The following is a 24,209-nucleotide window of genomic DNA, read 5'->3' as shown; positions in this document are numbered from 1 at the left end:
GCGGGGAGAGCAGGGGACCTTTGCTATCACTCGCTTAGTATGCCTAAGTAAGTAATAGCAAAGGTCCCTTGCTACTTCCCGCAGGTCAGGCGCGTCCCCCGCCGCCAAACAGCGGCCGTCAACGGCACTCCAGGCCGGTACGCGAGGTGAGTGACCGAAGGCGCCTCCAGCACCTGAAGGTCGGCTCGCGCCCCCGGTCGCACGACGCCCACATCGTCACGCCGCAGCGCCCGCGCGCCACCCGCGGTAGCCGACCACACGGCCTCGTCGATCGTCATCCGCATCTGCAGCACAGCGGTCGTGACGCAGAACGCCATCGACGTCGTGTACGAACTACCGGGGTTCGCGTTGCTGGCCAGCGCGACCGTCGCCCCCGCGTCCAGGAGCCGCCGCGCGGGCGCCAGCGACTGCCGGGTCGACAGGTCGCACGCGGGCAGCAAGGTCGCGACGGTCTCCGAAGCAGCGAGAGCCTCTACGTCCGCTTCGCTCAAGTACGTGCAGTGGTCGACACTCGCCGCCCCCAACTCGACGGCGAGCCGCACGCCCGGCCCCTCCCCCAGCTGGTTCCCGTGCACCCGCAGCCCGAGCCCGCGCTCCCGCGCCGCCTTCAGCACCCGCCCGGACTGCGCTTCGTCGAAGGCGCCGGTCTCGCAGAACACGTCCGCCCACCGCACCAGCGGCGCCACGGCGTCGAGCATGTCACCGCACACCAGGTCCACATACGACTCCGCGTCCGCACCCGGCGGCACCAGATGCGCGCCGAGGAACGTGACCTCGTCGGCCACGTCGGCGGCGATCCGCGCCGAGCGCACCTCGTCTTCGACGTTGAGCCCGTATCCGGTCTTCGTCTCCAGGCAGGTCGTTCCCTGCTTCGCCGCTTCGTCGACGTGACGCCGCAGGTTGGCCGCCAGCTGCTCGTCCGACGCTGACCGCGTCGCGTCGACGGTGACCGCGATACCCCCGGCGCTGTACGCCTTCCCAGCCATCCGCGCTTCGAACTCGGCCGTGCGGTCCCCGGCGAAGACGAGGTGCGTGTGACTGTCGACCCATCCGGGCAGCACCGCCCGGCCGTCGACGTCGACCCGCTCGTCCGCGTCCGGCGCGTCGGCCGCCGCGCCGACCCAGGCGATCTTTTCGCTCTCGACGACGACGGCGGCGTCGTGAAGCTTGCCCAGCCCGGCGTCGTTCGTGGTGAGCTCGCCGATGCCCGTGATCAGGACTGCCACAATGCCTCGATCTCCTTGGCCAAGACCGTTTCCGGCCGGTCGATCAGCTGGTGTGCGCCGTCGCGGACGATCTCACGCCCGGCGACGACAACATTCCGGACATCCGCGCCGGAGGCGGCGAAGACCACCCCGGACGGCTCGATCCCCGCGGTCCGCACCGAACCGAGTCCGACCGTGACGAGGTCCGCCCCCGCCCCCGCGGTCAGCTCGCCCACCTCGTCCCAGCCGATGGCACCGTGATCCGTCGCCGCGGTGAGCAGTTCGTCCGCGGTGAACCGGCCACGCCGCTCGCTGGCGAGCCGCTCGTTCAGCTCCAGCGCCCTGGTCTCCTCGAACGCGTCGACGACCGCGTTGCTGTCACTGCCGACGCTGAGCCGCACCCCCGTGTCCAGCAACGTCCGGGCGGGACCGATGCCGTCGCCGAGATCCCGCTCGGTCGTCGGGCAAAAACACGCTCGGCTGCGGGCCGCGCCCAGCCGTTCGATGTCGAGCGGCGTCAGATGGGTCGCGTGCACCGCCGTGAGCCGTTCGCCGAGGACGCCGTGGTCGTAGAGCAGCCCCGTCGGTGTCCAGCCGTAGGCCGCCATGCACTGCTCGTTTTCGGCCCGCTGTTCGGAAAGGTGGATGTGCAGCGGCCGATCGGCCGGCGTCCCGTTGTCCACTTCGGACAGTTGGTCTTCGGGAACGGCACGCACCGAATGGATCGCGCCGCCCACCCGGAACGTCTCCTTCTCCCGCAAGTCGCCGACTCGTTGCGCCCACTTCCCGGCCGAACCGTCGGAGAACCGCCGCTGCACCTCGTCGGGTTCGACGCCGATACCGCCCGCGAGATAGCAGGTGTCGAGCAGCGTGAGCCGGATCCCGGCGTCCTCGGCCGCGTGCCGCAGCGCCTCCCCCATCGCGTTCGACTCGGCATAAGGCTTTCCGCCCGGCGCGTGGTGCAGGTAGTGGAACTCGCCGACACTCGTGTAGCCGGCCAGCACCATCTCGGCATAGACACCGCGCGCCAGCCGGTAGTACGTGTCCGGATCGAGCCTGGACGCGAGCGAGTACATCCGTTCCCGCCACGTCCAGAAGGTTCCTCGGTCGTGGTGCGTCCGGCCCCGCAGCGCACGGTGAAACGCGTGCGAGTGCCCGTTGGCGAAGCCGGGCAAGGTCAGTCCATTCAGGACAGTACCTTCGCTAGGCGCGTTCGCCGTCACGGAAGTGATCCTCCCGGCGTCGACCTCGATCCGGACGGCATCGGTGATCCCGTCTGGCAGCCAGGCCCGCGCACACCAATATGTCGTCATGTCGACAGTTTTTCGAGGACGTCCGCGAGCGCGCGGGCACCGTGGTCGACGTCCTCCGCTTCCGAGAACTCCTCCGGAGAATGGCTGATACCGGTGGGATTGCGCACGTAGAGCATCCCGGACGGGACGAAACCGGCCAGGATCGCCGCGTCGTGCCCGGCACCGGTCGGCAACTCCGGCGGCCCGCCCAGCCAGGTGCCGAGGTCGCGGCGCAGCGCGTCGTCGAAGATCACGTCGCCCGAATACGACTCCCTGGTCACCTCGACCCGGCACCCTTCCTGACCTGCCGCGTCTTCGGCCAGTTTCGCGATCTCCGCGACCAGCTCGGGCGTGCCCGTGCCCGGCACCCGCGCGTCCAGCCACAGGTCCACAGTGGACGCGATGACGTTGGTACCGCCCGGAACCGGCACGAGCCTGCCGACCGTGGCTCTGGCGTCCGCCGTCACCTTCGCCAGTTTCCGCACGGCGATCACGGTCTCGGCCGCCGGGATCATCGGATCACGACGGTCACCGATCAGCGTCGCACCGGCGTGGTTTCCCTGACCCTGGAAGGAGAATCGCCAGCGACCATGGGCGATCACCGTGTTGCCGACGGCAACCGGTGAGCCGAGGTCGATCAGCCCGCGCCCCTGTTCGACGTGCAGTTCGAGGAACCGCCCGATCAGGCCGAGCCGCTCGGAATCACGGCCGACGAGTTCCGGCTCAAGGCCGGATTTCGCCGCCGCTTCGGCGAACGTCACGCCGTCGGGGTCGCGCAGGCCGCGCGCCTTGTCCGCGTCGATCGTCCCGGTCAGCAACCGAGACCCGAGACACGGCACCCCGAACCGGCCACCCTCCTCCTCCACGAAGACGACGACGGCGAACGGCTTGGCGGGGCGGAATCCCTTGGTTTGCAAGATCTCCACCGCCTCGAGCGCGCTCGCGACACCGAGCGGGCCATCGAAGGCGCCACCGCCGGGAACCGAATCGAGATGACTCCCGGTGACGACCGCGTCCGGGCCGGGGGTTCCCCACCAGGCCCAGATGTTGCCGTTGCGGTCGGTCTCGACGCCAAGGCCCAGCCGCCCCGCAAGCTCGACGAACCACGCGCGCAGTTCGGTTTCGGCCGCGTCGAAGGCGTGACGCGAGTAGCCGCCGCGTTTCGGGTCGCGGCCGACGTCCGAAATCTCCTCCAGCAGCGAGGACGCGGTCACTCGGCGTCCCGCATCGGAACGCGGACGCCGCGCTCGTCGGCGACGTCGGCGGCGCGGTCATACCCGGCGTCGACGTGCCGGATGACACCCATGCCCGGGTCGTTGGTGAGCACGCGCTCGAGTTTCTGCGCGGCCAGCAGGGTTCCGTCGGCCACGCTGACCTGGCCCGCGTGGATCGAGCGGCCCATGCCGACGCCGCCGCCGTGGTGGATCGACACCCACGTGGCGCCCGACGAGGTGTTGACCAGCGCGTTCAGCAGCGGCCAGTCGGCGATGGCGTCGGAGCCGTCGGCCATCCCCTCGGTCTCGCGGTACGGCGAGGCGACACTGCCGGAGTCGAGGTGGTCGCGGCCGATGACCACGGGCGCCTTCAGCTCTCCGCTGGCGACCATCTCGTTGAACCGCAGGCCCGCGAGATGCCGTTCGCCGTAGCCGAGCCAGCAGATCCGCGACGGAAGTCCTTGGAAAGCAACGCGTTCGCCTGCCAGCTTGATCCAGCGCGCGAGGGATTCGTTCTCCGGGAACAGTTCCAGCATCGCGCGGTCGGTCGCCGCGATGTCTTGCGCGTCACCGGACAGCGCCGCCCAGCGGAACGGGCCGTTGCCCTCGCAAAACAGCGGGCGGATGTAGGCGGGCACGAAACCGGGGAAGTCGAACGCGCGCTCGCAGCCGCCGAGTTTCGCCTCGCCGCGCAGGGAGTTGCCGTAGTCGAAGACCTCGGCGCCCTTGTCGAGGAAGCCGAGCATCGCCTCGACGTGTTCGGCCATCGACTCGCGGGCACGTTCGGTGAACTCGTCGGGCTTCTTGTCCGCGTAGTCCTGCCACTCGTCGACGCCGATGCCCTTGGGCAGATAGGAAAGCGGGTCGTGCGCGGAGGTCTGGTCGGTGACGATGTCGATCTCGACGCCGCGGTGCAGCAGTTCGGGCAGCACCTCGGCGGCGTTGCCGATCACGCCGACGGACAACGCGCGCTTCTCTTTCTTGGCGGCTTCCACGCGGCGGATCGCGTCGTCGAGGTCGCCGGCGACCTCATCGAGGTAGCGAGTCTCGACGCGGCGGTGCGCGCGCTGCGGGTCGCATTCGACGACGAGCGCGACACCGTCGTTCATCGTGACGGCCAGCGGCTGCGCGCCACCCATGCCGCCGAGGCCGGCGGTGACGGTGAGCGTGCCCTTGAGGGTTCCGCCGAACCGCTTCTTCGCGACAGCGGCGAAGGTTTCGTACGTGCCCTGCAGAATTCCTTGTGTGCCGATGTAGATCCAGGACCCCGCGGTCATCTGGCCGTACATGGTCAGGCCTTGTGCTTCCAGGCGGCGGAATTCCGGCCACGTCGCCCAGTCGCCGACGAGGTTGGAGTTCGCGATGAGCACGCGCGGCGCCCACTCGTGCGTGCGGAACACACCGACCGGCTTGCCGGACTGGACGAGCAGTGTCTCGTCACTGTCCAAAGTGGTCAGTTCGCGGGTGATCGCGTCGAAACTGGCCCAGTTGCGGGCGGCCTTGCCGGTGCCGCCGTAGACGACCAGGTCCTCGGGGCGCTCGGCGACGTCGGGGTCGAGGTTGTTGTGAAACATCCGCAGCGCGGCTTCGGTCTGCCAGTTCTTCGCGGTGAGTGTGGTGCCTCGGGCGGCACGGACCGTGCGGGACATGGGCTCAGACCTCCAGGTGGGCCGCGACGAGGACGGCGCCCGACGCGACGAGTTCTTCGGCGGCGGCGATCTCCGGCGCCAGGTGACGGTCGGGGCCGGGACCCTCGACCTTGGTGCGGACCAGATCCCGGACCCGGCCGGTGACCGGTGACGGGGCGAGCGGCGCGCGCATGTCGAGTGCCCGCGCGGCGGTGAGCAGTTCGATGGCGAGAACGGTGTTCAGGCCCTCGACGGCCTTGCGCAGCTTGCGTGCGGCGGACCAGCCCATGGAGACGTGGTCCTCCTGCATGGCGCTGCTCGGGATCGAGTCGACCGACGCCGGCACCGCGAGGCGTTTGAGTTCGCTGACCACGGCCGCCTGCGTGTACTGGGCGATCATGTGGCCGGAATCGACGCCGGGGTCGAACGCGAGGAACGGCGGCAGGCCGTGCGAACGGGACTTGTCGAGCATGCGGTCCGTGCGGCGCTCGGCGATGCTGGCGACGTCCGCGAGCGGGATGGCGAGGAAGTCGAGCACGTACGCGACCGGGGCGCCGTGGAAATTGCCGTTCGACTCGACGCGGCCGTCGGACAGCACGACCGGGTTGTCGACCGCGGAGTGAAGCTCACGCTCGGCGATGAGTTCAGCGTGCGTGAGGCTGTCGCGTGCGCCGCCGTGCACCTGGGGCGAACAGCGGAGTGAGTACGCGTCCTGAACGCGGTTGCAGTCCGGACCGCGGTGGCTCTCGACGATTTTCGAGTCCTGAAGCGCCTTCCACATGCGCTCGGCGCTCAGTGCCTGCCCGGGGTGCGGCCGCAGGGCCTGGAGATCGGCTGCGAAGGCTCGATCGGTGCCGAGGAGCGCTTCGACGCTCATCGCCGCGGTGATGTCGGCGGTATCAAGAAGCTTGCCCAGATCCGCCGCAGCCAGCAGGAGCATGCCGAGCATGCCGTCGGTCCCGTTAGTGAGGGCGAGGCCCTCCTTCTCCGCGAGAACGACCGGCTCGATCCCAGCATGCTTCAGTGCGACGCTCGCCTGAACGACTTCGCCGTTGTACTCGACTTCGCCCTCCCCCATCAGCGCGAGCGCTACGGCGGCGAGAGGCGCGAGGTCGCCGGAGCAGCCGAGAGAGCCGTACTCGTGGACGAGCGGGGTGATCCCGGCGTTGAGGAGGGCCGCAAGCGCTTGCGCGGTGCTCGGCCGGACGCCGGTGTAGCCGCTGGTGAGGGTGCGGAGACGCAGCAACATCAGCGCGCGCACGACCTCGGTCTCGACGACCGGGCCCGCGCCGGCCGCGTGCGAACGGATCAGCGACCGCTGAAGCGCCGTGCGGCTCTCGAGCGGGATGTGCCTGGTGGCGAGAGCCCCGAAGCCCGTCGAAACGCCGTACGTCGGCGTCTCGGCATGGGCGAGGTTGTCGATGTGCTGACGCGTCGCGGCGAGATTCTTCTCGGCCGCTTCGCTGACCGCGACGGGCGAGTGGTCACGGGCGACCGCGACGACCTGTTCGGGCCGAAGCGGTTCAGACCCCAGAAGTACGGTTTCCGGCATGGCCCCATTGGACAACGCCATGCCCGCTGGTGGGCGGCCCCAACCGGTGGTTGTGTCTGGTATCCAAGACACGCACGGTGGTAGCAAGGGACCTTTGCTGTCGCTTGTTTAGCGTGCCTAAGTAAGCGGTAGCAAAGGTCCCTCGCTACCACCGCTGAGCGAGACAGGAGGTCACGATGGGTGAGAGCAGCGAGGTACCCGCACTGCGCCGCGGCCTGGGCATCCTTCGCGCTCTCGCCGCCCGGCCGGGCCCGATGTCCGCGACCGCGATCGCGCGCGAACTCGACCTCCCGCGCTCGACGACATATCACCTGCTCGCCGAACTGGAGGCCGCCGGTTTCGTGGCACACCTGCCCACCGAACGCCGGTACGGTCTCGGCATCGCCGCGTTCGAACTCGGCTCGGCCTACTTGAGGCACGACCCGCTGGAAAGACTCGCGGTCCCGCTGCTGCGCAAACTCGCCGACCGGGTCGGCCACACCGCGCATCTCGGCGTGCTGCACGGCAACGAGTCGCTCTATCTGGTCAAAGAGCGACCCACGCGGCCGGAAACACTGGTCACAGAGGTCGGCGTCCGGCTACCCGGCCAGCTCACCGCGTCGGGAAGGGCGATCCTGCGGCACCTGCAGTCACCGCACGTGCGTGCGCTCTTCCCTGCCGCGTCGACGTTCGTCCTGCGTACCGGTCGCGGCCCGCGCACCCTCGCCGAACTGCGTCGCACGCTGAACGCGGAGGGCAGGCTCGGCTGGGCGGTGGAAGACGGACACGTCACCGATGGATTCGCCTCGGTGGCCTGCCCGGTCTTCGACCACGGCGGCCGGCCGATGGCCGCGATCAGCGTGACCCTCCGCCACCTCTGCCCAGGAACTGAAGGCTGCGAGGAAACTTGGCCTGACCTCGCCGAAGAGGTCCGTCTGACCGCGGCCGAACTGACCACCCGGATCGGGGGTCAGGTGCGCTGAGCGTGCCTCTTCTGGACTCCCTCAAGGCCGAGCATCGCCAGCAGTTCCGCACAGTCGAGAGCACTCGAAGAGTGCCCGGCGACGGTTCGCGCGGCTCTGCCGTTCTGCAGGGTGAGGCGGACTTCTTCTTCCGCGCGCACACCCGCCATCCGGCTCTGGTCTTCAGCGGGGTCGGGACGACTGGAATGCCTAGCCCAGGTCATCTGCTACCTTCTTCCGGCCCTCCGGCGACACGGGGTCGGTTCGAAAGAGGGCCATGGTCGGACACCTAGCATGACATCCCACCCGTCGACTGTTCCCGGCGCGGGTGAATTGAGATGAAATCGATCTAGATTTAGCTACGCTCTGTGATTCAAAGAGAACTCAAGTCGGGCATTGAAACGGCACACCAGTGTCCGGCGCCAAGCGCCCAATCCCCGCCACGACGGCGCGGCTCGCGCTGACCCTGTCCGCGATCACATCTCATACTCCGGACGATGATCTCCAGTGCTCAATCGGCGTGCGCGCCGATCACCTCGGTCAGTTCCTCGACCAGGCGTCGACCCGCGCCGCGGACCGCGGAGAGCCGCTGTGGAGCGCGCTCGGCGTCTCCAAGGAGAGTGGCCGGCCCAGTTCGGGCTTCTGCCTCCTCGCTCGGCGGTTGCGGACCGAGTACCAGGACCTCGACGCCGACTCGATCTGGCAGCAAGAGCGAGACCGCTGCTACGCCGCAGCCGGTTCAGCCCAAGCTCCCACGACACACGAAGAAGCGGCCCCACCCCGAGGGGCGGAGCCGCTTCCGTCGACCAGTGGAGGTGCCGGGAATTGAACCCGGGTCCTCTGGCGTGTCACCAGGACTTCTCCGTGCGCAGTCCGCTATGTCTCTACTTGGCCCCTTCAGTCACGCGAACAAGCTGAAGTGACGAGCCCAGCCACTGTTTGATTCCCAACCGCACCCCGTAGCCGAGTGCGGCGGTAAGCCTCCTAGCTGATGCCGGTGACCGGGTCGGAGGCGACCCCGGACCGACAGAGTCACTCTACTGCTTAGGCAGCAAGAGCGAACTCGCGCTGGCTCTTAGGCTCGGCGCTTATTGGTTTGCGATGACGCTTACGGTGGTCTCTCGCCTGCACCGGCACGCTTCTCCTGATTCGACGTCCAAAGTCGAAACCGTTCACCCCCTTGATGGGACACAACCTGTACAGCATAACGCGGACGGCAACCGGGTTGATCCCGGCGGTGGGGCTAACCCCACCGGGGAGATGCCCGCGGGCACCATGTCACCGCTCCCCTCCGGCAGGCGATGCTTGTTTCCTCGAACCAGAGAGGAGCACGACCATGAGTTCGCTAGCGGCCGAGCGGGAGCTGAGCAGGTCCGATCCGTCGTTCGGCGGCTCACTCGTCTACCTGCTGATGAACCTGCCGATGGGCACGTGCGCGTTCGCGCTCCTGATGGCGTTCCTCTGGCTGGGCATCGGCACGGCGGTCGTCTGGATCGGGATTCCGATCCTCGCACTGGTGATCCTGGCGGTCCGCGGGGCCGCCCGGATGGAGCGCGCCAGGGTGTATGCGCTGCTCGACCGCTACATCGACCTGCCGTACCTCCCGCTGCCCGTCGGCGGCCAGTCCGTGCGCTGGAAGGCGCGGCTGAAGGACGGCTCGACCTGGCGCGACCTCGGCTACTTCCTCCTGTTGTTCCCGGTCGGGATCGTCGAGTTCGTGCTGGTCACGGTGTTCTGGTCGACCAGTCTCGGCCTCGCCGGCCTGCCGATCTACTACCGCTTCCTCCCGGGCGGCGAGTACCGGTTCCCGAACTACGACGTTCCGTGGTTCACCGTCGACTCGACGGTCTCGGCGTTGCCGTGGGCCGCTCTCGGGGTGCTGTGCGTCGCCCTCTCGGTAGCGTTGACGAAAGCGCTGGCCGGCACGCACGCGCGGCTGGCGACGGCGTTGCTCGGGCCCACCCACACCCAGCGCCGCCGTCTCGAGGACTCTTGGGGCGAGAGCACGGTGACCGGATGACGATCGATCAGCAGGTACAGCACGTGGAGATTCCGCGACCGCGGCCACTGAAGTCGATCGTCTACGTGATCGTCAGCTGGTTCTTCCGGCTCCTCCAGTTCATCTTGATCGTCACCGGCCTCGCGGTCGGGATCGCGACCGTGGTGGTGTGGATCGGCTTCCCGATCCTCATGGCCACGACCAGCTTCGTCCGCTGGTCCGCCGACCGCGAGCGCGGCTGGGCGCGGAAGATGCTCGGCACACCGCTGGAACCGGTCGAGCGGCTCTCCGTGGACGGCCTTTCGCTGATCAAGCGCTGGCTGACCCGGCTGACCGACCCGACGACGTGGCGCGACCTCGCCTACCTGATGCTCGCGTTCCCGCTGGCCTGTGTGGAACTCCCGATCGCGCTCGCCTCGATCGTGCTGCTGCCGATGGCGATCTGGGTGACCCCGTGGCTCGCCTGGCTGCACGGCAATCTGGCCTTCACCTTCCTCGGCCCGAACCGCACCCAGCGACTGGAGCAAAAGGCGGAACACCTGCAAGCGTCACGGGCCCGCGGTGTCGACGCGGCCGAGGCCGAACGCCGCCGCATCGAGCGCGACCTGCACGACGGCGCCCAACAGCGCCTGGTCGCCGTCGCGATGAGCCTCGGCCGCGCGAAGTCGAAGTTCGACCATGACCCGAACGCCGTGCGCGAACTGATCGACGAAGCGCACCTCGACGCCAAACTCGCGGTTTCGGAACTGCGTGACCTCGCCCGGGGCATCTACCCGGCCGTGCTCGGTGACCGCGGCCTCGACGCCGCGCTGTCCGCGCAGGCCGCGAAGTCTCCGATCCACGTCGATGTCCGGGTGGACGTCGAGCCGCGGCCACCGGGGGCGGTCGAGACGACGGCGTACTTCATCGTCGGCGAGACGCTGACCAACATCGCGAAGCACTCCGGAGCGACCGAAGCCGGTGTGAAGGTGTGGCGCACGGACTCGATGGTGATCGTCGAGATCACTGACAACGGGCACGGCGGCGCCGAGGTCCGGCCTGGCGGCGGTCTCGCCGGACTCGCCGACCGGGCGGCCACGATCGACGGCGTGATCACCGTTCTCAGCCCGCCCGGTGGCCCGACGGTGATTCGCGCGGACCTGCCGTGTCAATGGTGACCAGCTCGTGAGTGAATAGGCTCCGCCATTCACTCACGACGCTGGGGGCAGCATGCGGGTTGTCATCGCCGAAGACGCGGTTCTGTTGCGCGAGGGGGTGATCCGTCTGCTCGCCGACGAGGACATCGAGACCGTCGCGGCCGTGGACAACGGCGACGACCTGCTGGGCGCGGTCAAGGAGCACCGGCCGGATCTCGCGATCGTCGATGTGCGGATGCCGCCCACCTTCACCGATGAGGGCCTGCGCGCGGCGCTGGGCGCCCGTGAGGCCATTCCTGGGCTGCCTGTCCTGGTGCTTTCCCAGTACGTCGAAGAGAGCTACGCGGTCGAGCTGCTGTCCGGCGGCGCGGGCGGAGTCGGCTACCTGCTCAAGGAGCGCGTCGCGGACGTCGGCGACTTCCTCGACGCGGTCAAGCGGGTCGCCGGCGGTGGTACGGCCATCGACCCGGACGTCATCGCGCAGCTGATGGCACGAGGCCGCAAGAACCCCCTCGACGCGCTCACGGCCCGCGAGTCCGAAGTGCTGGGGCTGATGGCGCAGGGCCTGTCGAACACCGCTATCGCGAACTCGCTCGTCGTCTCGCACGGCGCCGTCGAGAAGCACATCGGCAACATCTTCTCGAAGCTCGGCCTCGAAGCGAGTTCGGTGGAGCACCGCCGGGTCCGCGCGGTTCTCACTTACTTAGGACGCTGAAGTAGCTCTTGGTGGCGAAGCCGTCACTCACCTAACATGGGCAGACTGTTGGTGAGAGACGAGCCGAACCGAGGAGGACCCATGACCGACAGGCCCTCCCACAGCGTCCGCTTCTTCGGCGGGCCGCTCGACGGACGTGTCCAGGAACTCGGTGACACCGAGCCGATCGCGGGCACCGTGCTCAAACACGTCCATCTGCACGACGGGCCGAAGATCGAAACCCGGTACGAACTCGGCCTCGCCGAGGACGACAGCTGGGAATTCCGGCTGTGCTCCGCCCCGGTCCCGGAACCCGCGCCGCGGCCGGAGCCCGAGAACGACGGTGTGGGGTAGGGAAAACTCCACCTCCGGAGGGGGAAAACCGGAAGATCGATACGGCGGTCCGCCCCGCTGTTTACGAGGCTCTGAAGCACCAGGCTCTTTCCCATGCACACGAGTCAGAAACAGGGCCGGGACAGGTTCCTGGACATCGTCCGAGCGGTCGCGATCCTCGCGGTCGTCGTTCAGCACTGGGGCATGCCGGTGCTCTCCTACGCCGACGGCCATCTCTCCACCGGGAACGCACTCGCGACGCCCGGCTGGTGGGTCATCACCTGGCTTTCCCAGGTCATGCCGCTCGTGTTCTTCGCCGGTGGCGCGGCGAACCTGATCTCCTTGGGCCGCGCGGAAAGTTCGCGTTCCTGGCTCGCGGCCCGCCTCAGGCGGCTGATGATCCCGGTACTGCCGCTCGTGGCCGTCTGGCTCTTCGTCCCGGACATCCTGCGCGGCATGGGCGTTCCGGAGCAGCCCCTGCAGGTCGGCGGCGCGATCGCCGCACAGCTGTTGTGGTTCCTGGCCGTGTACGTGCTCACCGTGCTGCTCACCCCGACGCTGGCCGCGGCGCACCGTCGCTGGGGCCTCAAGGTCCCGCTCGTGATGCTCGCCGCCGCCGTCCTCGTCGACTTCGCCCGCTTCAACGACCTCGGCCTGATCGGTTTCGCGAACGCCGTCTTCGTCTGGATGGCCGTGCACCAGCTCGGCTTCCACTACACACAGGGTCGTCTCGGCTCGCTGAGCCGCAACGCCGCGCTGGGCATGTCCGCCGCCGGATTCGGCATTACCGCGCTGCTGGTCGCCTTCGGCCCGTACCCCGCCAGCATGATCGGTATGCCGGGCGCCCCGGTGTCGAACATGAGCCCGCCGACCGTGCTGCTGGCCTTCCTCGCGATCGGTCAGATCGGCCTCTTGCTGGCCTTCAAACCGCAGCTGAACGCACTGGCCGCCCGCCCGAACCTCGACGCCGCGTTGGCGTGGATCGGCCCGCGGTTCATGAGCGTCTACCTGTGGCATATGCCGGCGCTGATCGTCGTCTCCGGTGTCGCGGTCTACGGCCTGGGTTACGAGACTCCCGAACCGGGTTCCGTGCTGTGGCTGACGATGATCCCGGTCTGGCTCGGCGCCTGCGGACTGGTGCTCCTCGGTCTCCTGCGGCTTTTCGCCCGCTTCGAAACGCAGAGCGACGGCCCGGCGTCGACCGCGCACACGCCTCAGCTCGTCGTCGCCGGGCTGGCGATCGCCGGTGGCCTGCTGGGACTGGCCGCGCACGGTTTCGCCCCGCTGAGCGACGGCCTCACCCAGGGACCGGTGCCGTGGGTGGCGCTGGCGACGGGCGGATTCGTCTTGGCCGGTAAGCAGATCTCGGTCTCGGATCTGGGGACTCGGCTGCTCGGCCGCGCGCTCACGATCACCGAATCGGCTCAGCTCAAACGCTGAGCAGTTTCGCGGGGGTGTCGTGCAGCACCGCCCGCAGGAACGGCTCACCAAGGCGATCGTCGGCGGCCCAGCCGGCGATCGCCTGCAGCTGCGTGGCGTAGGAGTACGGGATGTTGGGGAAGTCGGTGCCGAGCACGACGCGATCGGGGAACTCGGCCAGCAGGTCCGTCCAGTCCGGCGGGAGCGGATTGCCGCGCTGGGTGAACTTTACCCCGACCATCGTGGTGTCGAGGTACACGCGCGGATACTTCCTGGCCAGCTCGAACGCGAAAGCGATCTCGGGCATCCCGGCGTGGGCGAGCACCAGAGTCAGGTTCGGATGCCGCACCAGGATCTCTTCGAACAGCCGTAGCCCGGTGAAGGCACCCTTCAACGGTCCGTGTCCACAGTGGACGACCACTGGGACACCCGCGTCGGCCAGCGCGCCCCAGACGCCGTCCAGCAGTGCGACACGCGGGTCGTAGGCGCCGACCTGGACGTGCGCCTTGAAACAGCGGGCGCCCGCGCGCAGCGCACCGTCCACAACGGACAGTGCCGACGGCTCAGGGTAGAACGTGCCCGTCGGCACGGCGTCCGGGACGCGTTCCGCGAACTCCAGCGCCCAGGATGTCAGCCATTCGGCCATACCGGGTTTGTGCGGATAGACCAGCGGCGCGAACTTGCGCACGCCGAACGAGCGCAGGGTTTCGATCCGCACTTCCTCCGACGTGCGGTAGTACACCGGCCAGGCCATGCCGTAGTGCTCCTCGGCCTGGTCGAAATAGGCCCACACCTTGTCCATGACCGGCTTCGGCAGGAAGTGCAGATGAAGGTCCACGAGCCCGTCGATGCCCAGCGCCGTGATCCAGCCAGGGATCTCGGCGTCCGAAGCGGGTCCGTGGATCAATCGTTGTACCGGCCCTTCAGCGCCCGGCCCAGGGCCCGGCTGATGGTGCGGTCCGCGTCCCGCTTGGAGATGTCCTGACGCTTGTCGTAGGACTTCTTGCCCTTGGCCAGCGCGATCTCGACCTTGACCTTGCCGTCCTTGAAGTACATCGACAGCGGAACCAGGGAAAGCCCGCTCTCCTTGGTCTTGCCGATGAGCCGCTCGATCTCCTGGCGGTGCAGCAGCAGTTTCCGGGTGCGCCGTGGTGTGTGGTTCGTCCACGTGCCCTGGACGTACTCCGGGATGTGCACGTTGCGCAGCCAGACTTCGCCGTCGTCCACCGTGGCGAACGCGTCGGCCAGTGATGCCCGTCCTTCACGCAGGCTCTTCACCTCGGTACCGACGAGCACGAGACCGGCTTCGTAGGTGTCGAGGATGGAGTAATCGTGGCGAGCCTTGCGGTTCGACACGATCACCTTGTGTCCACGTTCCTTGGGCATAGCGGCGACTCTACGTGAGTTTCTGTGTTCGGGCAGGTGGTTATCGGGCAGGTCAGTGGCGCACGTACAGGCGCAGCGTCACGTAGCCGGTGATGGCCGAAATGATGACCGACACGGCGAGCAGGATCGGCGCCACCGGGAACAGCAATTCGAGCATGCCGACCGCGGGGAACACGTCACCCGTGAGCACCAGGTCGAGCAACAGCACCTTGGTGAGCACGAGGAAGACGATGCCGATGATCGCACCGACGAGACCGGCGACCACCGCCTCCAGGAGGAACGGCAGCTGGGTGTACCAGCGGGTCGCGCCGACCAGGCGCATGATGCCGACCTCGGTGCGCCGGGTGAACGCCGACACCTGGATCGTGTTGGCGATCAGCATCAGCGCGGCGATGGCCATGATCAGCGCGGCCCCGAAGGCCAGGTTCCGCACACCGTTGAGCGCGTTGAACACGCGGTCCAATGCCTTCTGCTGGTCGTCGACCTTGCTGACGCCGGGTTTTCCGGTGTACTCCTGGATGATCGCCTGGCTGCGCTCGGGGTTCTTCAGTTTGACGTGCAGCGACGCGGGCAGCGCCTCCGGCCCGGTCAGCGCGAGCAGTTCCGGCTGGCTCTCGAACATCTTCTTGAACCGCTCGTAGGACTGCTCGCGGTTCTCGAACACGACCGACTCGACGCCGTCGTTGCCCTGCAGGTCCTGGCGCAGCGACTGGCAGGCGGACTGCGAGCAGTTCGGGTCACCCGAGCTGATGTCGTTGACCAGATAGACCGAAACCTCGACGTCGGCGAGGAAGTTGGCCTTCATCTTGTCGATCGTTCCGACGGCCAGCAGACCGAAGCCGAGCATGGCGAGGGAGACCGCGGTGGTGAGGATCATCGCGATGGTCATCGTGACGTTCCGGCGCAAGCCGGTGACTACCTCGCTGAAGACGAAACTGGCGCGCATCGGGGTTGCTGTCCCTTGGAAGTCGTGGGTTACGGAGGAGGGAGGGGCCGGTCAGCGGCCGATGCCGTAGACGCCTCGGGCGTCGTCACGGATGACCTTGCCGAGCTGAAGCTCGACGACCCTTCGCCGCATCGAGTCCACGATCGAATGGTCGTGGGTGGCCATCAGCACCGTCGTGCCGGTGCGGTTGATCCGCTCCAGCAGCAACATGATGTCCTGGCTGGTGTCGGGGTCCAGGTTCCCGGTCGGCTCGTCGGCGAGCAGCACGAGCGGGCGGTTCACGAACGCTCGGGCGATCGCGACGCGCTGCTGCTCGCCACCGGAGAGTTCGTTGGGGAGGCGGTCGGCCTTGCCGTCGAGGCCGACGAGTTCGAGCACCTCGGGCACGACCTTGCGGATCGTGGGGCGCGGCTTGCCGATGACTTCGAGCGCGAAGGCGACGTTCTCGGCGACGGTCTTGTTCGACAGCAGGCGGAAGTCCTGGAAGACGCAGCCGATGGTCTGCCGCAGGCGCGGCACCCGGCGGCGGGCGAGCTTGGCGACGTCGAAGTTGGAGACCATCACGCGACCCTTGCTCGGCACCTCTTCGCGCAACAGCAGACGCAGGAAGGTCGACTTCCCGGATCCCGAGGGACCGATCAGGAAGACGAACTCACCTTTGTCGATCTCGACCGACACCCTTTCAAGGGCGGGACGGGTCGAGGTCTTGTAGACCTTGGAAACCTCTTCGAGCCGGATCACGGTTCGGCATACTACCCATGTCGGTCGTTAAGCCCGGGTAGCCCGGTCCCGGCGGCCAAGCGAGCAAGGGACCTTTGCTATCACTCTCTTCCGGAAAGTGACAGCAAAGGTCCCTTGCTCTCTCACGCAGGGTTGTTACGCGGCTCCGGACTGCTTGCGCCAACGGATGCCCGCCTCCAGGAAACCGTCGATCTCACCGTCCAGAACGGACGACGGGTTGCCGACCTCGAACTCGGTCCGCAGGTCCTTGACCATCTGATACGGGTGCAGCACATAGGAGCGCATCTGGTTGCCCCAGCTGGAGCCGCCGTCCTTGAGCGCGTCCATCTCGGCGCGCTCCTCCTCCTTCTTCCGCAGCAGCAGCCGCGCCTGGAGGACCTTCATCGCGGCCGCCTTGTTCTGCAGCTGCGACTTTTCGTTCTGACACGAAACGACCACACCGGTCGGGATGTGCGTGATGCGCACCGCCGAGTCGGTCGTGTTGACGCTCTGGCCACCGGGACCGGACGAGCGGTACACGTCGACGCGGATGTCCTTCTCGGGGATGTCGACGTGGTCGACCTCCTCGACCTCGGGCATCACCTCGACGTGCGCGAAGGAGGTCTGGCGACGGCTCTGGTTGTCGAACGGCGAGATGCGCACCAGGCGGTGCGTGCCCTGCTCGACCGAGAGCGTGCCGTAGACGTAGGGCGCGGTCACCTTGAACGTGGCGGACTTGATGCCCGCCTCTTCGGCATAGGAGATGTCATAGACGTCGGTCGGGTAGTGGTGCCGCTCCGCCCAGCGCAGGTACATGCGCAGCAGCATCTCGGCCCAGTCGGCGGCGTCGACGCCACCCGCTTCGGACCGGATGGTGATCACGGCGTTCCGCTGGTCGTACTCACCCGACAGCAGGGTGCGGACCTCGAGCCCGTCGATGTCCTTGGTGAGCGCCGTCAGCTCGGATTCGGACTCGGCCGCGCTGGCGGTGTCGCCCTCGTCCTCGGCCAGCTCGTAGAGGACGCCCAGGTCGTCGAGCCGCTGCCGCAGCTCGGAAATGCGTCGCAGCTCACTCTGCCGGTGAGACAACTGGCTGGTGACCTTCTGTGCCGCTTCGGGGTCGTCCCAGAGGTTCGGGCTGGATGCCTGTACCTCCAGCTCGGCCACCTGGGCACGCAGCGCGTCCAGGTCCATCACCGACTCGATCTGCGTCAGCTTGCCGGCCAGGTCCTTCAGTGCCGCATCGAACTCATCACTCACGTCGGACAAGGTTACGGCAAAACCCACGACCGGTTGCGGGGAACCGGTCGTGGGCACCTGTCCGGGTCAGGACTGGGGGATGGAATCCAGCAGTTTCAGTGCCGCTTTCGCCTGTGCCTGCGCGAACTCGGCGACCGCCTTCGCGTACGGCCCGTCGGCGCCCTTGGTGGCGGCCTTGGCCTCGTCGAGCTGCAGGGTGTAGCTGGTGCGCGCCGACTCGAGCAGCGCCGAGCGCTGCTTCACCGTCAGCGAACCGGCGTGCACGAGACGCAGGATCAGCGGGCTGCGGAGGTGGTCAGGACCGGCTTCGGAGGACAGCCACGTCTTGAACGCCTTCTTGCCCGCCGCGGTGATGAGGTACTGCTGGCTCGACCGCGGGCCCTGCTTGCCGAGGCGGACGAGGCCCTCCTTCGACAAGGCGGGGAGCTCCCGGTACACCTGGCTGCGGGTCACGCTGAAGAAGGCGCCGAAACGCTCACCCGCCCCCGCGACCAGTTGCCCGCCCGTGGCGGGACCGTCGTGGAGAAGACCGAGCAGTGCGGCGGCTGTTGCATTCAATTCGGACACGCACTCTACGGTCCCACCTTTCGGAACCTGTGTCCACTGTGGTCAGCACATCTGTCCATTGTGGCTAGTGATATGCGCTCATTCGGCCCAACGCACTACGCCTGTCCACAATGGACCGGACACGCTGCGCAACCGGCCTTCGCCACGGACAGCGGTACGCGTCCCCCGCCCCGACCAACGACGGCCGGTGATCGCCCCGGAGTGCACCCGGTACGAAAACCGAAAAACAACGAAGCGCGAGTCTGCGATTTCCGCAGACCCGCGCTTCGTTTTCTCTGTAGCGGGGACAGGATTTGAACCTGCGACCTCTGGGTTATGAGCCCAGCGAGCTACCGAGCTGCTCCACCCCGCGTCGTTGTGTTAATAGACTACATGGGGGAGAAACCGGGTTTCAGGGGGGTACCCTTAACTTTCCCAGAGGCCGCTGACCTGCCTTTATGTCGCAAGTTTGTCATCCAGCCAAGCGAAGACGCCGTTGAGCACCATGGTCAGCCCGTCGCCGAACCTGCCCTCGACGTCCTCGTCGAAGACCCACGCCGTGGGCGTGACGTCGTAGCGCGGGTCCCGTTCGCCCGGAACCGGGTAAACGGCCTGCTCTTCGATGGTGAAGCCGACGACGTAGCTGTAGACGGTGAACAACGCTCGTCCAGCCAGGTACGGTTCGAGCCCCGCTTCGACCCGACCATGGAGCGGATTGTCACCGAGCAGGCTGTCGTCGGTCATGAAAGTCCCGGAGAAGACCTTCGCCCCGTCACGATAAGCGAGCATCATCCGGCGCATCGCCTGTGACGCCAGCTCGAGAGCCTCCCTTTCCCCCGTGCCTTCCGGTACCCGGCCCGGCATCGCGTCGGCGTACATCTGCGTCGCCATCTCGTCGAGCAGCTCCTGTTTGTTCTTCATGTGCCAGTACAGCGCCGGAGCCTTGACCCCGAGTTCCTGCGCGATCAAGCGGAGCGTCAGCCCGTTGAGCCCGACGTCGTTGAGCAGCCGAAGCCCGGCGCGGACGATGTCCTGCCTGGTCAGACCCACTTTCAACCCTCTTTCAGCGGTAGCGCCTTGACAATTTAACGATGTTAAGGGCACGCTGGGCACAGGTCAATTTAACGTTGTTAAGGAGTGGTATGCACAACCTGGGGACGGACGTGATCGTGGCCGGGGCGGGGCCGACCGGGCTGATGCTCGCGCACGAACTCGCGCTCGTCGGCGTCGAGGTCGTGGTGCTGGAACGGCATTCCAAGCGCACAGGACTGTCGAAGGCGCTGAACCTGCAGCCGCGCACCGCGGAAATGCTGGAGCTGCGCGGCCTTCTGGACGGAGTGGAGGCTCGCTCCTACGCCACGGTGCAGGACGGGCATTTCGCGATGATCCCCGTCGACTACGACGGTTGGGACACTCGGTTCCCTTTCCAACTGGGGATTCCGCAGGCGACGGTCGAAGAGTTCTTGACGGAACGGCTTGCCGCACAAGGAACAAAGGTGCTGCGCGGCAGCGAAGTAGTCGATTTCGTACAGGACAACGCCTCTGTGACTGTCCGGTACCGAACAGACGATGGAGAAACGCGACTGCGCGCGAAGTTCCTCGTCGGCTGCGACGGCTCACGAAGCGTTGTACGCAAAGGACTCGACATGGGCTTTCCCGGCGTGGACGGTGAAGGTTTCGGCGTGGTCGCGGACGTCCTGTTCGACAAAACACCTGACGGTGCGCAGAAACAGTGGCGAACGATGCGGAACATCGGCGAGCCGACCGGCGAAACCACGTTCAAAGGCCTGATTCCGTTGGGAGAACCGGGTCTCTACCGCTTCGTGTATGGCGACAGGGCCTCGCGGCCCGCGGACATGCGGTCCGCAGTCACGCAAGACGAAGTCCGGCAGGCACTGCTCGACTCCTACGGCGAGTCCGCGGCGATGGCGGAAATCCGGTGGGCGTCACGGTTCTCCGACGCCGCGCGGCAGGCGGAGCACTACCGCGCCGGGCGGGTACTGCTGGCTGGCGATGCCGCGCACATCCATTTCCCGGCAGGCGGCCAGGGACTGAACCTGGGTGTGCAGGACGCCATGAACCTGGGCTGGAAGCTGGCCGCGACCGTGCACGGCTGGGCCAGTGACGACCTGCTCGACACATACGAGGCCGAACGGCACCCGGTCGGCGCTCAAGTGCTGCACAACGTCGCCGCTCAGCTAGGGCTGACTCCCCGGTCTCACGAGTCTCGCGCGCTTCGCGCCCTCTTCGGCGATCTGGTCGCGCTACCCGAAGTGAACCGATACCTGGCGGGCATGGTTTCCGGTCTCGGGATCCGCTACGCGACCTACGGCACGTCTCACCCCGCGCTCGGATCGCGCCTGACGGACCAGAACGTCCTCACCGACGCCGGGCCCATCCGCCCCAGCACGCTCTTCCACAACGGCGACTTCGTGCTCCTGACGACCACGTCTCCCCACATCGAGGCGGCCCGCTCTCAGACACCCCGGCTGACCACCCAGCTCGTCACGGAGCTTCCGTGGCCCTCCACCGAGGCCGTCCTGTACCGCCCCGATGGCTACGCCTGCTGGACCGCTCCCACCCCGCCGCGGTAGCAAAGGTCCCCCGCTCCCCCTGCGGTAGCAAAGGTCCCCCGCTCCCCCTTGCGTCGGGCACCTGAGCGACCGAGTCACTTTGGGGGGCTGGGGGGCGAGGCCCCTCCAGCGGGAGGCCGGGGGTTCGACCCTCGGTAAAATACGAAAGAGGCGTGGTCTGCGTTTCCGCAGACCACGCCTCTTTCCTCTGTAGCGGGGACAGGATTTGAACCTGCGACCTCTGGGTTATGAGCCCAGCGAGCTACCGAGCTGCTCCACCCCGCGTCGTGACACCTACCTTACGCCTGCGTTTCCAGCAGGCGCAAAGCAGGTGCCCTCTAGGTAAGCGACATCACCCTCCGGGCTTGCTGGTGGGCGGCGCGCTGGTTGCCGGCGGGTTGGCCTTGGCCGACTCGTAAGCCCGGTACGCGACATCGAGTGCGGCGAGGGCTGCACCCTGATCCGCGTAGTTGCCCGCCTGCTGGGCCGCCTTGTACTTGGCCCAGGCGTCGTGCATCTCGCTCGCGGCCTTGTCGAGCCCCGGATTTCCACTGGCGGGCGGCTGCGGCGTCGTCGTGCCCGGCGGTTGCGGCGTCGTGGGTCCGGGGGTGCCGCCGGTCTGGGGCGGTGTGACCCCGGAACCCGTGCCCGGGCCGAAGACCTGGTCGAGGGCCTCGTTCAGGGTGGGCGCGAAGCCGATCTTGGTGCCGTAGGAGACCAGAACGCGGGCCAGCTGCGGATAGCTCAGCTGATTCCGTTGCCGGATGTAGACCGGTTCTACGTAGAGGAAGCCGTTGGCGACGGGCAGCGTGATCAGGTTTCCGTAGGTGACCGTGACGTTCGGGTTGTTGAACAGGGTCCGGTCCTGCGCGACCCGTGGGTCACTTTGGAATCTGTTCTGTACCTGGACGGGTCCGTCGACCTGGGTGGAGCCGCTGGCGCCTGTCGGCAGTCTCAGGACGCGCATCTTCCCGTATTCCTCGGGATCCGAGGACACCGACATCCAGGCCGCCAGGTATTGCCGTTGAAGACCGGTCAGTGAACTGGTGAGCTGGAAGCGCGGCCTGGTGTCGCCCGGCGCGGTGGCCAGAACGTAGTAGCCGGGCTGGTTGGCGATACCGGATGCGGACGCGTTCACGCCGCCTTCCTGCGTCGGGTCCTGCGGCACGCTCCAGAACGCCTGCTGTGCGTAGAACTCCGCCGGGTTGTTCACGTGATACTTCGACAGGAGTTCCCGCTGCACCTTGAAGAGGTCTTCGGGGTAGCGGAAGTGCGACCGCAGGTCCGGCGAGATCTCGCCGCTCGGCTTGACGAGCCCGGGGAAGACCTTCTTCCACGCGTTGAGCACCGGCTCGTTGTCCTCGACGCCGTACAGGCTCACGGTGCCGTCGAACGCGTCGACGGTGGCCTTGACCGAGTTGCGGATGTAGTTGATCCAGGAGTTGGCCTGGCGGGTGGTGCCGCTGAGCGAGTCGTTGGTGGCCTGCCCGAGCTGGGTCTGCTGGGCGTACGGGAAGTTGTTCATCGTCGTGTAGCCGTCGACGATCCACTTGATCCTGCCGTCGACGACCGCCGGATACGGGTCGCCGTCCAGAGTCAGCCACGGGGCGACCTTGGCGACGCGGTCCCGCGGTTCGCGGTTGAACATGATCTTGGATCCGTCGCCGATGGCGTCGGAGAAGAGGATGTTCCGCTCTCCGTATTCGGCGGCGAAGACGAGCCGGTCGAACCAGTTGTCGATCGACACACCGCCGGAGCCCTTGTAGATATAGGAACGGTCTACGGCCGTGTCGTACTCGCCAGGCGCCTGCCCCGCCGTGCCGCCGACGATCGCGTATGCGGCGTCGGTCGCGAGCTCGCCGTAGTAGATGCGAGGCTCCTCCACCTTGATGCCCGGTTTGCTCGGGTCGGTGGCGCCGGCTCCCGCCGGGTTCTGGGTGTCGCTGGTGGTGGCGATCGGGTAGCCGCCGTCGGAGTTGGCATCCTTCAGCGCGCGGTCGATCGTGTTGGCCGGCGCGGCGACGAAGCCGTTTCCGTGTGTGTAGACGAGGTGCTTGTTGATCCAGTTCGTCTGGTTGCCGGCGAGGCCTTCGGTCTTGATCTCCTTGGCCGCGACGATGTAGTCCTGCGTGACACCGTTGAGGGTGTAGCGGTCGATGTCGAGCTTGGACGGGAAGCCGTAGAAATTCTCGCGGCCGACGCGCTGGGTGAAGGTGTCGCTGAGGATGTTCGGATCGAGGAGCCGGATGTTCGGGACGGTCCCCTTGTCCGCCTTGATCTCCGAGGAGGTCGCCTCCGACTTGCCGGTGTAGTCCTTGTACTCGACGTTGGTCAGGCCGAACGCCTGCCGGGTCGCGTCCATGTTGCGCTGGATCGACGCGGATTCCTTCTCGTTCGCGTTGGGCTTCACGGAGAACTGGTCGAGCACCGCGGGCCACGCGACGCCGACGAGCACGTTCGACAGGATCAGCAGCACCAGCGCGATCGCGGGGAGCTGCAGGTTGCGCAGGAACGCGCCGGCGAAGAACGCGACGGCACAGATCACCGAGATGCACAGAAGGATCAGCTTCGCGGGCAGGACCGCGTTCAGATCGGTGTAAGTGGCACCGTTGAACAGTGGAAGTCCCCGATCGGAGAGCAGAAGGTTGTACCGGTCGAAGAAGTACTCGACCGCCTTCAGCAGCACGAAGAGGCCGATGATGATGGCGAGCTGGGCGCGGGTCGGGCCGGCGAGCTGGCCGCCCTTGCCCGCGAGCCGGATGCCGCCGAAGACGTAGTGCGAGATCAGCGCGCCGAAGAAGGCGATGACGACCGCGATGAACAGCCAGCCCAGGAGCCAGTTGTAGAACGGCAGGTCGAAGGCGTAGAAGCCGACGTCGTTGCCGAACTCGGGATCGGTCTGGCCGAACGGCGCGCCGTTGAGGAACAGCTGCACGATCTGCCAGTCACTCTGCGCGGACGCGCCGGCGATGAGCCCGGTGAGCACCGGGATGCCGATGCCGAACAGGCGGATCCGGCCGACGATGGCGGACCGATAACGCGCGAGCGGGTCGTCGTTGCCGGAAATCGGCACGAAGACCGGCCTGGTCCGGTACGCGATCGTCAAACTGACCGCGAGCGCACCTCCCACCAGGAGCCCTACAGCGAAGAACAAGACGACGCGGGTGATCAGCACCGTGCTGAACACCGTGCGGGCGCCGACCTCGCCGAACCATAGCCAGTCGACATAGGTATCGAGCAGTCTCGCGCCCAGAAGAAGGGCCAGAATGACTACTGCGGCGATGATGAGCAGTATCCGGCTACGCCGGGACAGCTTCGGCAGGCTCACGGGGGGCCGAGTGGCCACTGCACACGCTCCTGGTTTG

General features: G+C 67.2%; 21 protein-coding genes, 2 tRNA genes and 1 other RNA gene. 7 read left to right on the top strand and 17 right to left on the bottom strand.

Annotated elements, in window-relative coordinates:
• Nucleotides 1-71: 71 nt before the first annotated feature.
• Genes hutI through hutH form a run of 5 tightly spaced genes read right to left on the bottom strand, consistent with a single transcriptional unit; the run spans nt 72 to nt 6,891 of the window.
• On the bottom strand, nt 72-1,226 hold the full coding sequence (gene hutI, locus ACM6LR_RS35855) for an imidazolonepropionase (protein WP_414940133.1): 1,155 nt from the start codon (nt 1,224-1,226) through the stop codon (nt 72-74).
• Nucleotides 1,214-2,518: a formimidoylglutamate deiminase gene (locus ACM6LR_RS35850; RefSeq protein ID WP_414945379.1), complete on the bottom strand. Its 1,305-nt coding sequence runs from the start codon at nt 2,516-2,518 to the stop codon at nt 1,214-1,216. Before ACM6LR_RS35850 ends, hutI begins: the two co-directional genes overlap by 13 nt.
• Nucleotides 2,515-3,711: an allantoate amidohydrolase gene (locus tag ACM6LR_RS35845; protein WP_414940135.1), complete on the bottom strand. Its 1,197-nt coding sequence runs from the start codon at nt 3,709-3,711 to the stop codon at nt 2,515-2,517. The genes ACM6LR_RS35850 and ACM6LR_RS35845 overlap by 4 nt, the downstream gene beginning before the upstream one ends.
• On the bottom strand, nt 3,708-5,360 hold the full coding sequence (hutU, locus tag ACM6LR_RS35840) for a urocanate hydratase (protein WP_414945378.1): 1,653 nt from the start codon (nt 5,358-5,360) through the stop codon (nt 3,708-3,710). The genes ACM6LR_RS35845 and hutU overlap by 4 nt, the downstream gene beginning before the upstream one ends.
• A 4-nt stretch (nt 5,361-5,364) precedes the next feature.
• Entirely contained in the window at nt 5,365-6,891 is a 1,527-nt protein-coding gene (gene hutH / locus ACM6LR_RS35835; RefSeq protein ID WP_414940137.1) for a histidine ammonia-lyase, read from the bottom strand.
• Nucleotides 6,892-7,067: 176 nt separating this feature from the next.
• Between hutH and ACM6LR_RS35830 the strand changes: the two genes are divergently transcribed.
• A complete protein-coding gene (locus tag ACM6LR_RS35830) occupies nt 7,068-7,853 on the top strand; it encodes an IclR family transcriptional regulator (RefSeq protein WP_414940138.1) in 786 nt (261 codons plus the stop codon).
• Here ACM6LR_RS35830 and ACM6LR_RS35825 read toward each other — a convergent pair.
• Nucleotides 7,841-8,056 (bottom strand): hypothetical protein, encoded by a 216-nt coding sequence (locus ACM6LR_RS35825; protein WP_146044386.1) that lies wholly within the window; start codon nt 8,054-8,056, stop codon nt 7,841-7,843. The genes ACM6LR_RS35830 and ACM6LR_RS35825 overlap by 13 nt on opposite strands.
• Before the next feature lie 583 nt (nt 8,057-8,639).
• Nucleotides 8,640-9,012, bottom strand: a transfer-messenger RNA (tmRNA) gene (ssrA, locus tag ACM6LR_RS35820).
• Nucleotides 9,013-9,168: 156 nt separating this feature from the next.
• On the opposite strand from ssrA, the gene ACM6LR_RS35815 reads away from it, so the two are divergent.
• From ACM6LR_RS35815 to ACM6LR_RS35795, 5 genes are all read left to right on the top strand, one after another.
• Nucleotides 9,169-9,852 (top strand): sensor domain-containing protein, encoded by a 684-nt coding sequence (locus ACM6LR_RS35815; RefSeq protein WP_414940162.1) that lies wholly within the window; start codon nt 9,169-9,171, stop codon nt 9,850-9,852.
• Nucleotides 9,849-10,988 (top strand): sensor histidine kinase, encoded by a 1,140-nt coding sequence (locus ACM6LR_RS35810; RefSeq protein WP_414940163.1) that lies wholly within the window; start codon nt 9,849-9,851, stop codon nt 10,986-10,988. The genes ACM6LR_RS35815 and ACM6LR_RS35810 overlap by 4 nt, the downstream gene beginning before the upstream one ends.
• 52 nt (nt 10,989-11,040) lie before the next feature.
• On the top strand, nt 11,041-11,682 hold the full coding sequence (locus ACM6LR_RS35805; protein ID WP_414940164.1) for a response regulator: 642 nt from the start codon (nt 11,041-11,043) through the stop codon (nt 11,680-11,682).
• 81 nt (nt 11,683-11,763) lie between these two features.
• Nucleotides 11,764-12,015 (top strand): hypothetical protein, encoded by a 252-nt coding sequence (locus ACM6LR_RS35800; RefSeq protein WP_414940165.1) that lies wholly within the window; start codon nt 11,764-11,766, stop codon nt 12,013-12,015.
• Nucleotides 12,016-12,108: 93 nt separating this feature from the next.
• A complete protein-coding gene (locus tag ACM6LR_RS35795) occupies nt 12,109-13,434 on the top strand; it encodes an acyltransferase family protein (RefSeq protein ID WP_414945377.1) in 1,326 nt (441 codons plus the stop codon).
• Here the strand turns inward: ACM6LR_RS35795 and ACM6LR_RS35790 are convergent.
• From ACM6LR_RS35790 to ACM6LR_RS35755, 8 genes are all read right to left on the bottom strand, one after another.
• The gene (locus tag ACM6LR_RS35790) at nt 13,424-14,320 is read right to left on the bottom strand and encodes an amidohydrolase family protein (protein ID WP_414945376.1); all 897 of its coding nucleotides are present in this window, start codon (nt 14,318-14,320) and stop codon (nt 13,424-13,426) included. The two genes, ACM6LR_RS35795 and ACM6LR_RS35790, sit on opposite strands and share 11 nt — an antisense overlap.
• Nucleotides 14,317-14,799 (bottom strand): SsrA-binding protein SmpB, encoded by a 483-nt coding sequence (smpB, locus tag ACM6LR_RS35785; protein ID WP_101612637.1) that lies wholly within the window; start codon nt 14,797-14,799, stop codon nt 14,317-14,319. The genes ACM6LR_RS35790 and smpB overlap by 4 nt, the downstream gene beginning before the upstream one ends.
• Nucleotides 14,800-14,851: 52 nt before the next feature.
• On the bottom strand, nt 14,852-15,745 hold the full coding sequence (gene ftsX / locus ACM6LR_RS35780; RefSeq protein ID WP_101612636.1) for a permease-like cell division protein FtsX: 894 nt from the start codon (nt 15,743-15,745) through the stop codon (nt 14,852-14,854).
• Nucleotides 15,746-15,796: 51 nt separating this feature from the next.
• Nucleotides 15,797-16,486 (bottom strand): cell division ATP-binding protein FtsE, encoded by a 690-nt coding sequence (gene ftsE / locus ACM6LR_RS35775; protein WP_005168409.1) that lies wholly within the window; start codon nt 16,484-16,486, stop codon nt 15,797-15,799.
• A gap of 135 nt (nt 16,487-16,621) precedes the next feature.
• The gene (gene prfB, locus ACM6LR_RS35770; RefSeq protein WP_414940168.1) at nt 16,622-17,725 is read right to left on the bottom strand and encodes a peptide chain release factor 2; all 1,104 of its coding nucleotides are present in this window, start codon (nt 17,723-17,725) and stop codon (nt 16,622-16,624) included.
• A 66-nt stretch (nt 17,726-17,791) separates the two neighbouring features.
• Nucleotides 17,792-18,292 (bottom strand): PadR family transcriptional regulator, encoded by a 501-nt coding sequence (locus ACM6LR_RS35765; RefSeq protein ID WP_414940169.1) that lies wholly within the window; start codon nt 18,290-18,292, stop codon nt 17,792-17,794.
• Nucleotides 18,293-18,570: 278 nt separating this feature from the next.
• Nucleotides 18,571-18,644: transfer RNA gene (locus tag ACM6LR_RS35760), tRNA-Met, on the bottom strand.
• Between the two features lie 83 nt (nt 18,645-18,727).
• Complete coding sequence (locus ACM6LR_RS35755; protein ID WP_414945375.1) at nt 18,728-19,321, bottom strand: TetR family transcriptional regulator; 594 nt, start codon at nt 19,319-19,321, stop codon at nt 18,728-18,730.
• 92 nt (nt 19,322-19,413) lie between these two features.
• On the opposite strand from ACM6LR_RS35755, the gene ACM6LR_RS35750 reads away from it, so the two are divergent.
• Nucleotides 19,414-20,865, top strand: coding sequence for an FAD-dependent monooxygenase (locus tag ACM6LR_RS35750; RefSeq protein ID WP_414945374.1), 1,452 nt, complete (start codon nt 19,414-19,416; stop codon nt 20,863-20,865).
• Nucleotides 20,866-21,055: 190 nt separating this feature from the next.
• Here ACM6LR_RS35750 and ACM6LR_RS35745 read toward each other — a convergent pair.
• Together ACM6LR_RS35745 and ACM6LR_RS35740 are read right to left on the bottom strand one after the other, a co-directional pair.
• Nucleotides 21,056-21,129, bottom strand: a tRNA-Met gene (locus ACM6LR_RS35745).
• A 67-nt stretch (nt 21,130-21,196) separates the two neighbouring features.
• On the bottom strand, nt 21,197-24,190 hold the full coding sequence (locus tag ACM6LR_RS35740; protein WP_414945373.1) for a UPF0182 family protein: 2,994 nt from the start codon (nt 24,188-24,190) through the stop codon (nt 21,197-21,199).
• Between the last annotated feature and the right edge of the window lie 19 nt (nt 24,191-24,209).

It is taken from the genome of Amycolatopsis sp. cmx-11-32 (assembly GCF_047608695.1).
In the GTDB taxonomy this organism is placed as follows: domain Bacteria; phylum Actinomycetota; class Actinomycetes; order Mycobacteriales; family Pseudonocardiaceae; genus Amycolatopsis.
Note: the sequence above shows the minus strand (reverse complement) of the source record. Positions and strands in the feature narration are given on the sequence as shown.